Raw genomic sequence first — 9,060 nt, forward strand, 5'->3', positions numbered from 1 at the left:
GGTGACGTCGACCAGGACCTTCCCGCCGGCGGTGGTGGGGCCCACGCCCCGGCAGCTGCGGGCCCGGCTGCGACGGGCCCGGCGCCGCCACCATCCCGGCTCGCTGGGCGAGGTGCTCACCGACGCCTACGTCGTGGTCCTGTTCGTCGCCCTGTACGGCTGGTTCGCGGTCGCCGCGATCCGTGACCACCTGGCGGCCCCACAGGTCGCCCGGACCGACCCGGGTGACAGGTACTGGATCGCCGTAGCCGCGGTGACGGCGGGGGCCGGGCTCGTCTGGTGGGGCCTGCGGCTGACCGGACCGCTGCTGGTCACCCCGGCCGCCCAGGCCTGGCTGGTCAGCTCCCCGGTGGACCGGCGGGCGTGGCTGCTCCCCCGGTTCGGCGGCCTGGTCGGCGGCGGCACCGTGGGTGTGGGGCTGCTGGCGGTGGCAGCCGCGTACGCCGGTGGACGCGACCGCCCCGCCGACCTGGGCTGGGCGGCGCTGGCCGGCCTCGCCTGCGGGGCCACCGCGACCGGGTGGGCCGTCGTCGCCCAGGGCGTGGCCCCCACGCCCCGCTGGGCGGGCCGATTGGGCGTCGGCCTGTCCGCCGCCGGCGCGGCGATCGCGGTGCTGGTGGTGCTCGGGCACGCCACCGGAGGGTCCCTCCCGCTGCCGCCGGTGCCGCTCACCCCCATCGTCGGCCTGGTGCTGTTGCCGGTCGCGATGGCGTCGACCGTCGACGCGTACCGGCGGCTGCCCCGGGTGGACCGGGCGGCGCTGACCACCGGGGCGCAGTTCGCCAACGCCGCCACCACCGCCGCCGTGCTGCTGGACCCGTCGCTGCTCGCCGCGCTGGTGGAGAGCCGCCGGTGGCGCGCGGTCGGCCTGGTACGCGGCCGGCCGTTGCGGGCCGGCGGCCGGTTCGCGGTGCTGCTGCAGGCGGAGGTACGCCGGTTGTCGCGCCGTCGGGGCGCCCTCGTCGGCTGGGCCGGGGCACTGCTGGCCATGTACGCCGTCGCCGTGGCGCTGCCGTCGATCGCGGGTCCCGCGCACCTGGTCCTGGCGTACCTTGCGACCGGTCGGCTCACCGGCGGGCTGCGCGCGGTGAGCCGGTCGGCGGGGCTGCGGCGGTCCCTCGGCGGCAACGACACCCTGCTGCGGCTGACGCACCTCGTCGTGCCGGGTGTCGGCGCCACCGTGTGGTATCTGGCCACCCTGCCGGCGCTGCGGCCGGTGCCCGTCCCGCTCGACGCGGTGCTGCTGCTCGGGGTGGTGACGGCCGCCTTCTGGGCCGGCACCCGCCCAGCCATGCGGTACGGCGGGGCGATGGTGAACACCCCGTTCGCGATGGTGCCCGTCGACCTGGTCCGTCAGGTGCTGCGCGGCCCGGACCTGGTCGCCGTGCTGGTGGTCGTCCAACTGCTCGCCCGGTGACGGTGGCGGCCTGGCGCTCAGCGGGCCGGCAGGCAGACCTTCCCGGTGAACGCCGGGTCGGGTTGCCGGTTGCCCGCCCAGGCCGGGTTCGCCTCGATCGGCAGCGGCGGCGCCTGCCAGGCGGCGGCGAAGCTCTGCATCAGCGGGTACTCGGCCCGGGTGCGCGCGATCGGCTTGCCGATCAGGAAGTCGATCAACCGGTCCTGGAGCAGTCTGCGGTCCAGCAGGCCACCGTGCACGCCGGGGATCTGGTAGACCGGAATTCGGCTGTACTCCCCCGGTGGCGCCTCGGTAGCCGTCGCGGTGGGCAGGAAGGCGACGATCCGGACCCCCGGTACGGGACACATCAGCTGGTTGCGGTAGAACGGCGCGTCGTCGAGCAGCGACCGGATGAACGGCTCGTCCGGGCCGCCGCCGACGTCGGCGAGCCCGAAGATGGCCCGCAGTTGCCAGCCGGTGACCACCCCCCAGCCCTCGTCGTGGTGCGGGGGCGGGTAGTAGGCCCGACCGGCGTAGATCAACGGGCTGAACATGACGAGGATGTCGACCGCCGGGTCGTGCCGCCGGGCCAGATAGGTGCGGGCCACCATCGCCCCCTCGCTCTCCCCGATCAGCGCCACCTGCCGTCCGGTACGCCGGTGCAGCAGTTCCACCTGCCGGGCGAGCAGCGCCACGCTGTCCGCCATCGACCGGGTGGTGTCCGCCGACCGGTACGCGAGCGGCCTCCCGCCGGGGTCGAGCCCCCGGTAGGAGAAGCGCTGCACCCGGGGGTCGGACGGCTGCTCACCGCCGTAGTCCGAGCCGTAGCCGGTGAGCACGATCACCGCGTGGGTGACCGCGGCGGGCAGCGGTCGTTCCAGCACCGCCGTCCTGATCCACTGCTCGTTGCCCGGGACCAGCTCCGTCACCGGCGGGATGACCAGCGGAACGGCGACGGCCAGCAGCGCCGCCAGCGGGGTCACCGGCACCCGGGCCCAGCGCACCCGCGAGGGCAGCAGCGCCGCCCGGACGGTCCGGTTCCACAGCACCCCGTTGAGCGCCCCCGCCACCCCGGCCACCGGCACCGTCCACCAGCCGGGCACCACCCAGCACAGCGCACCGGCCACGGTCAGCACCACGAAGTTCAGCAGCGACCAGCCGACCAGCGAGATCGACGGCAGCCCCCGCCACCAGTGCTCCACCACGGCCACCCGTTGCAGGAACGGCGCGAGCAGGAACATCGGCAGCAGCGACGCCAGCAGCACCCAGGACAGGGCGACCACCGACGCCGCCACCGAGATCGCCGCCCAGGGCGCGACGAACCCGCCGACCAGCACGCCGAGCACGACGTTGCGGCGCAGCAGCCAGCCCAGTGACGGCCGGGGCACCCCGGCCGGCCAGGCCAGCCGCACCAGGCCGGTGGTGAACAGGCCCCGGGCGACCAGCACGTAGGTCAGCCAGAGCGCGAACTCCCACCACGACCGGTGGTAGACGTAGAGCCACCGCAGGTCGTGGTAGGTGTCGTACGGCCACAGGGCGGTGAGCTGCGGGGGGATGCCCTGGGCGGCCCGGAATCCGAGGGCGACCAGCACGGTGGCCTCGATCATCGGCACCAGGCTGGTCACCAGCAGCAGCCCGACGAACCTTCGATTCAAGACCACCCCGTTCCGCCGCACCGTGCGCGATCGCGTCTCTCGCAGGCTCCACCGGAACGACGGCCGGCGTCGGCGAATCCGGCACATTGCCCCGGTTCGACCGACGCCGGTGTGTCGGCGACGACGCGCCCGCGTCGCCCGGGCGGGCCGGGGGGCGCGGCCGACGGGGCCGGTCCGGGGTACCCCGGACCGGCCCCGTCGTGGATCACTGGACCAGGCAGACTCCCCCGTTGAACTGGAACGCGGCCGGACGTGGGTTGCTCGCGCCGGAGGTGCCCTGGACGCCGAAGCTGACCGTGCTGCTCTGCGGCACGCTCCCGTTCCAGGCGACGTTGCGGGCGGTGACGGCGGCGCCGGACTGGGTGACCTGCGCGTTCCAGGCGTTGGTGATCCGCTGGTCGGCCGCGAAGGACCAGGTCAACGTCCAACTGGTGACCGAGAATCCCAGGTTGGTGATCGACACCTCGGCGGTGAACCCGCCGTTCCACTGGTTGGGCTGCCAGACGACCCGGCAGGAGACGGGCGGCGGGGTGCCCGGCGGCGTGGTGGGCGGGGGCGTGGTCGGCGGAGGCGTGGTGGGCGGAGGCGTCGTCGGGGGCGGGGTGGTCGGTGGCTGGGTGGTGGGTGGCGGGGTGGTGTCCTTCGGCGGGAAGCGCAGGATGCGGTCGTCGGTCGACGCCGGGGTGCCACGCCCGTCCCGGTTGCTGGTGGTGACCCAGAGCCAGCCGTCCGGCCCGTACTCGACGGTGCGCAGGCGGCCGTAGGCGCCGGTCAGCTCGGCGGTCGGGGTGCCGACCCCGCCGGTGCCGGTCAGCGGCACGGTCCACAGCCGGGTGCCGCGCAGGGCGGCGACGAAGAGCCGGTTGCCGGCGACCGCCGCGCCGCTCGGGGACGCCTCCGCGGTCGTCCAGACCAGCAGCGGGTCCCGGAACCGGGGGTCGTTGGCCCGGCCCTCGACCGTGGGCCAGCCGTAGTTGCCGCCGGCCACGATCTGGTTCACCTCGTCCCAGGTGTTCTGCCCGAACTCGGCGGCGTAGAGCCGACCCTGGGCGTCCCAGGTCAGGCCCTGCACGTTGCGGTGTCCGAGGCTGTAGACCAGGGAGCCGGCCGTCGGGTTGTCCGAGGGCGCGGAGCCGTCCGGTCGCATCCGGAGGATCTTGCCGTTGCGGCTCTGCGGGTTCTGCGCGTTGGCGGTCTGCCCCGCGTCACCGACCCCGGCGTAGAGCATCCCGTCAGGGCCGAAGGCGATCCGCCCGCCGTTGTGGATGGTGGAGCGGGCCAGGCCGGTGAGGATCGGCTCCTGGTTCTGCGGGGCGCTGAGCCGGAACCGGACGATCCGGTTGTCGGTGGTGGTGGTGAGGTAGACGTAGACGTAGCCGTCCTGGGCGTACCCGGGGGAGACCGCGAGGCCGAGCAGGCCGCCCTCGCCGCTGGCGTTCACGCCGGAGATCTGCGCCACCTGCTCCGGGGCCTGCCCGGGACGGACCCGCACCACCTGGCCGGAGTTGCGCAACGCGGTCAGGGCGCTGCCGTCGGGCAGGAAGTCCATCCCCCAGGGCACGGTCAGGCCGGTGGCGACCACCTGGGGGCGGGTGAAGTCGAAGTCGCCGACGGCCAGGGTCGTGGCGGCCGGTGCCGGGTCGGCCGGCGCGGCCCCGGCGAGCGTGGCGGTGCCGACGCCGGTGGCCGCCAGCCCCGCCACGACCGCCGCCGCCACCATCGAACGGACTCTCACGTCGGGCACCTCCGAAGCAGTAAGTGACTTGCGTCAATATAGCCTGACCTCGGTGAAAGCCGCAGCGGTGGACGAACCCGACTCCTGCCGGCGGCCCTCCCGCCGACGCCGACCGGCACCGCGGGCCTGTCGGGGGCAGCGGCTAGCATCCGCCGGTGACCCTCACCCCTGACGACCTGACCGGCTACGTCGAGCGTGACCTCGACGCCGATCTCGCCCGCTGGTTCGCCGACCGCCCACCGGTCGTCGTGCCCGACCCGGCCCGCCCGGTGACGCCGATGCTCGACCGGCTGCCACCGCCGGCCGCCACGGCGTTGGCGGCGTTCGACCGCCGGGTCCGGTCCGGCCGGATGCCCCAGTTCCTCGACATCCACGACTGGTCCTACGGCTTCGACTTCGCCGGGAACGACTGCCAGCTCCTCGACGCCGACTACCGGCCGACGCTCACCGACGACGACGTCTACTCGATCGGCGCCGACGGCGGCGGCAACCTGCACGTGGTCCTCGCCAGCGGGCAGGTCGGCCTCTGGTTCCACGAGGAGGAGGTCGTCGAGGGCGGCACCCGCTTCGACACCCTCGACGTCTTCCTCTGGTCGGTCGTGCGCTACCACGCGGTGCGGGCGGGCCGGCTGGATCGGGCCGCCGTCGAGGCCGACTTCCGGTCGCTGGGCCAGGACGGAGTCCTGCGCCCCGAGGTCGGGCTGCTCAGCACGATGCCGTGACGCGCCACCCCCACCCGGACACCCCCGATCCGTGCCGCCGGCCGGGCCGGGGTGGGCACGCCTCCCGCTAGTGGCCCGACCGGTGTCGCCGGACTGGGCCCACTCCTTCGCCAGCAGCTGGTAGGACCGCACCCGGTCGGCGTGGTCGTGGGTGATCGTGGTGACCAGCAGTTCGTCGGCGTCGGTGACGTCCCGCAGCGTGCGCAGCCGCTCGGCGACCGTGGCCGGCGCGCCGACGAACCGGGTGTCCACCCGGTCGGCGACGAGTTCCCGGTCGGCGTCGGTCCACGGCAGGGCGGCGGCCTGCTCGGGACTCGGGTACGGGATCGCGCCCACACCGCTGCGGATGCTGTGCACCCAGTGCCCGTACGGAGTGGCCAGCCGACGCGCCTCGGCGTCGGTGTCGGCGACGACCACGTCGGCGGAGACCACCACGTACGGCTTCGCCAGCACCGCCGACGGCCGGAACGCCGCCCGGTACGCGGTGACCGCGTCGAGCACCGTCGCCGGGCTGACATGGTAGTTGGCGGCGAACGGCAGGCCCCGTGCCCCGGCGAGTCGGGCGCTCTCCCCGCCGCTGCTGCCCAGCAGCCACACCTGCAGGTCCGCCCCCTCCCCCGGTACGGCGTGCGCGTCGAGGCCGTCGGCGTCCCGGTAGTCGCCGCGCAGCAGCGCGAGGATGTCGTCGAGCTGCCCGGCGAACCCGGGCGGTCGCGCGCCGGCCTGGTGCAGCAGCGCGGTGGCGAGGGCGTACCGGGGTGCGGCGGCGAGGTGGGCGTAGGAGAATGGAGCGGGGATCAGCAGCCCGTCGACCACCCGGGCGCCGGCCGGCGGTGGGGCGGGTGCGCCGCTGGCGTCGGCGCGGGGCGGTCCGGACCGGCCGATGCCGAGGTCGATGCGGCCCGGGTGCAGGGTGGCGAGGGTGCCGAACTCCTCCACCACCGACAGGGCCGTCCGGTGCCCCACCAGCAGCGCGCCGGAGCCGACCCGCAGCACGCTGGTGGCTGCGGCGACCTGCCCGATCAGCACGGCCGGCGCGGCGCTGGCCACCCCGGCGGCCAGGTGGTGTTCGGCCACCCAGTAGCGGCGGTAGCCGAACTGCTCGACCCGACGGGCCAGGTCGACGGTGTGCCGCAGCGCGTCGGCACGGTGCCACCGGCGGGCACCGGCGACAGGTCGAGCACGGACAGCGCGGTCGATGGCATGGGTGACCCCGTTTCTGCTCAGAGCGGCGCGGCGGCGGACGCCGGCGGACGGAAGAGACGGCTGGGGATCTCCCGGCGCAGCACGGGTGCCACCTCCGCCTGGAACAGCTCCAGGCTCCGCCGGTGCGCCTCGGCGGTCAGCCCGTCCTGGTCGGCCCGCAGGTGCATCACCTCGTGGCCGAGCTGCCCGTGCTGGCGCAGCACCTTGTCGACGATCTGCTGCGGGCTGCCCACCAGCAGGGAGCTGCGGGCCAGGGCGTCCTCGATGGTGGGGAAGACCGGCTCCACGCCGAGCCGGCGGGACGCGGCGACCCGGGCGTCGAAGATCGGCCGGTACGTCTCGACCGCCTCCTGTGAGGTGCGGGCGGCGTAGAAGCCGGCGGTGCCGGCCCCGACGAGGGCGTCCGCCGGGTCGTGGCCGTGGTGCACCCACCGTTGCCGGTAGTACCGGACCAGCTCCGCGTACGGCTCGATCGGGTTGACGACGTTGGCGGAGAAGATCGGGTCGCCGTGGCGGGCGGCCAGGTCGACCGAGTCCCGGCTGGTGGCGCTGCCGTGCCAGATCCGGATGGTCTCCTGCAACGGGCGGGGCCAGGTCTCGGCCTCGGTCAACGCCGGCCGGTACCGGCCCGACCAGGTGACCCGCTCCTCCCGCCAGAGCCGGCGGAACAGCTCGTAGCCCTCCCGGCTGCGGTCCCACTGGTCCTCGGCGGTGACGCCGAAGAGCCGGGCCTGGGCGGCGCCGTTGCCCTTGCCGATGATCAGTTCCAGCCGGCCGTCGGAGAGGTGGTCGAGGGTGGCGTAGTCCTCGTAGGCGCGGACCGGGTCGAGCAGGCTCAGCGTGGTGACCGCGGTGAACAGCCGGATGGTGTGGGTCCGGGCCGCGATGTGGCTGAGCACCACCGGCGGTGCGGAGGAGATGAAGGGGCGTTCGTGGCGTTCGCCGACGCCGAAGCCGTCGAAACCGAGTTCCTCGGCGAGCACGGCGGTGTCGACCACCTCCCGGAACCGTCCGGTGGTGCTCCGCAGTCGCCCGGTGACGGGGTCGGGCAGGTGGGTGATCAGCGTGACCAGCAGGACCTTCATGCCGGGACCGGGGCCTCGCCCCGGGTGACCGGGCGGGCGGTCCTCAGGCCGAGATGCTTGCGCAGGAAGATGCCAATGGTGGCCGGGGTGGTGGCGCGGCCGGCGAGGGTCCGCAGGGGGCGGAGGGGCATGGCGGGTTCTCCTGTCCTGGCAGGTGATCGGGTGCGGCGGTCAGCTCGGCGGTGAGCCCACGTCAACCTGGTCGGATCGGGTTACCGAGGTTGCGCCGTCAGGCGGCGGGGCGGCGGGTGACGCCCTCCGGGCCGCCGGCCAGGCCGGCGTAGCGGCCCCGGTGGTAGAGCAACGGCGATCCCACGTCGGCGTGCCGGATCAGCTCCGGCTCGGCGAGCACGATCGCGTGGTCGCCCACGGGCACCCGCTCGACCACCCGGCAGAGCAGCCAGGCCAGGGTGTCGTCGAGGATCGGCACCCCCTGCGGCCCGGCCTGCCACCGGGTCGGCGCGGCGAACCGGTCGATCCCGCTGGTCGCGAAGGTGCGCGCCAGGTCCTGCTGGTGGTGGGCGAGCAGGTGCACCGCCACGTGCCGGCTGCGGGCCACCGTCGGCCAGCTCGACGCCCCGAGGTGCAGGCAGAACGAGACGATCGGCGGGGCCAGCGAGACCGAGGTGAACGAGGTGGCGGTGAAGCCGACCGCCGGGGCGCCGGGGGCGGTGACCACCACGACGGTGCTGGCCTGGTGGCGCAGCAGCGTACGCAGGGTGTCGGCGTCGGCCTCGACCGGCGGTGGACGATGGTCGGACTCGGTCGTCACAGGGGCCTCCCGCACGGGGGTCGAAGGGTCTCGGCGGCACGGCGGACGCCGCGCGGGCCTACGGGCTCCGCCCTGCCGGCGGCGGTGGCGGTCAGCGCTGTGGTGCGGCGACCGCAGCCGGTCAGGCGGCGGGGGACGGCCCGGGACACCGCTGGGCGGCGACCCGCATCAGGTCGACGACCCGGCGGGCGGTGAACAGCCGGACGAGCAGCACCGGACCAGTTTCCTATCGAATCGATAGGATTTCAAGCCCCGTCCCACGCCAGCCCCTCCCCCACTGATCCACGGGTGAGGACCGGCCGGTCACCGGCTCAGGGTGAGGGTGACCGCGCCGGTGACCGCGCCCGACGGGTCCACCACGACGGTGTAGTCACCGGTGCCCGGCAGGACGGTCGCGCCGATGCCACCGACGCCGGCGACCAGGCAGCCGGCGGCCACCGTCGCGCCGTCGGCGTCGCGCAGGGTCAACGGGGAGCACTGGTCGGGCAG

8 protein-coding genes and 1 pseudogene are annotated in these 9,060 nt (G+C 74.8%); 1 reads left to right on the top strand and 8 read right to left on the bottom strand.

The genetic code is table 11. The features are described 5' to 3' along the window. Position 1 precedes the first annotated feature (1 nt). Entirely contained in the window at positions 2 to 1,417 is a 1,416-nt protein-coding gene (locus ACOJTC_RS28100) for a DUF6297 family protein (protein WP_420119140.1), read from the top strand. 17 nt (positions 1,418 to 1,434) lie between these two features. On the opposite strand, the gene ACOJTC_RS28105 is transcribed toward ACOJTC_RS28100, so the two are convergent. The 8 genes and pseudogenes from ACOJTC_RS28105 to ACOJTC_RS28140 form a co-directional block, all read right to left on the bottom strand. Then, positions 1,435 to 3,138: a hypothetical protein gene (locus ACOJTC_RS28105; protein WP_420119141.1), complete on the bottom strand. Its 1,704-nt coding sequence runs from the start codon at positions 3,136 to 3,138 to the stop codon at positions 1,435 to 1,437. A 118-nt stretch (positions 3,139 to 3,256) separates the two neighbouring features. Next, positions 3,257 to 3,712 (bottom strand): cellulose binding domain-containing protein, encoded by a 456-nt coding sequence (locus ACOJTC_RS28110; RefSeq protein ID WP_420119145.1) that lies wholly within the window; start codon positions 3,710 to 3,712, stop codon positions 3,257 to 3,259. Further along, a pseudogene (locus tag ACOJTC_RS28115) lies at positions 3,704 to 4,771 on the bottom strand (PQQ-dependent sugar dehydrogenase); the annotation flags it as partial. The gene ACOJTC_RS28110 and the pseudogene ACOJTC_RS28115, both read right to left, overlap by 9 nt. An 11-nt stretch (positions 4,772 to 4,782) precedes the next feature. After that, the gene (locus tag ACOJTC_RS28120) at positions 4,783 to 6,735 is read right to left on the bottom strand and encodes an LLM class flavin-dependent oxidoreductase (protein ID WP_420119146.1); all 1,953 of its coding nucleotides are present in this window, start codon (positions 6,733 to 6,735) and stop codon (positions 4,783 to 4,785) included. After that, the gene (locus ACOJTC_RS28125) at positions 6,732 to 7,799 is read right to left on the bottom strand and encodes an LLM class flavin-dependent oxidoreductase (RefSeq protein ID WP_420119142.1); all 1,068 of its coding nucleotides are present in this window, start codon (positions 7,797 to 7,799) and stop codon (positions 6,732 to 6,734) included. The genes ACOJTC_RS28120 and ACOJTC_RS28125 overlap by 4 nt, the downstream gene beginning before the upstream one ends. Then, the gene (locus tag ACOJTC_RS28130) at positions 7,796 to 7,930 is read right to left on the bottom strand and encodes a hypothetical protein (protein WP_420119143.1); all 135 of its coding nucleotides are present in this window, start codon (positions 7,928 to 7,930) and stop codon (positions 7,796 to 7,798) included. Before ACOJTC_RS28130 ends, ACOJTC_RS28125 begins: the two co-directional genes overlap by 4 nt. A gap of 98 nt (positions 7,931 to 8,028) precedes the next feature. Continuing rightward, positions 8,029 to 8,571 (bottom strand): flavin reductase family protein, encoded by a 543-nt coding sequence (locus tag ACOJTC_RS28135; RefSeq protein ID WP_357926706.1) that lies wholly within the window; start codon positions 8,569 to 8,571, stop codon positions 8,029 to 8,031. A 303-nt stretch (positions 8,572 to 8,874) separates the two neighbouring features. Next, positions 8,875 to 9,060: hypothetical protein (locus tag ACOJTC_RS28140; protein ID WP_420119144.1), on the bottom strand; the 186-nt coding region annotated here is incomplete at its 5' end.

The organism is Micromonospora sp., assembly GCF_048594385.1.
Lineage (GTDB): Bacteria > Actinomycetota > Actinomycetes > Mycobacteriales > Micromonosporaceae > Micromonospora > Micromonospora wenchangensis.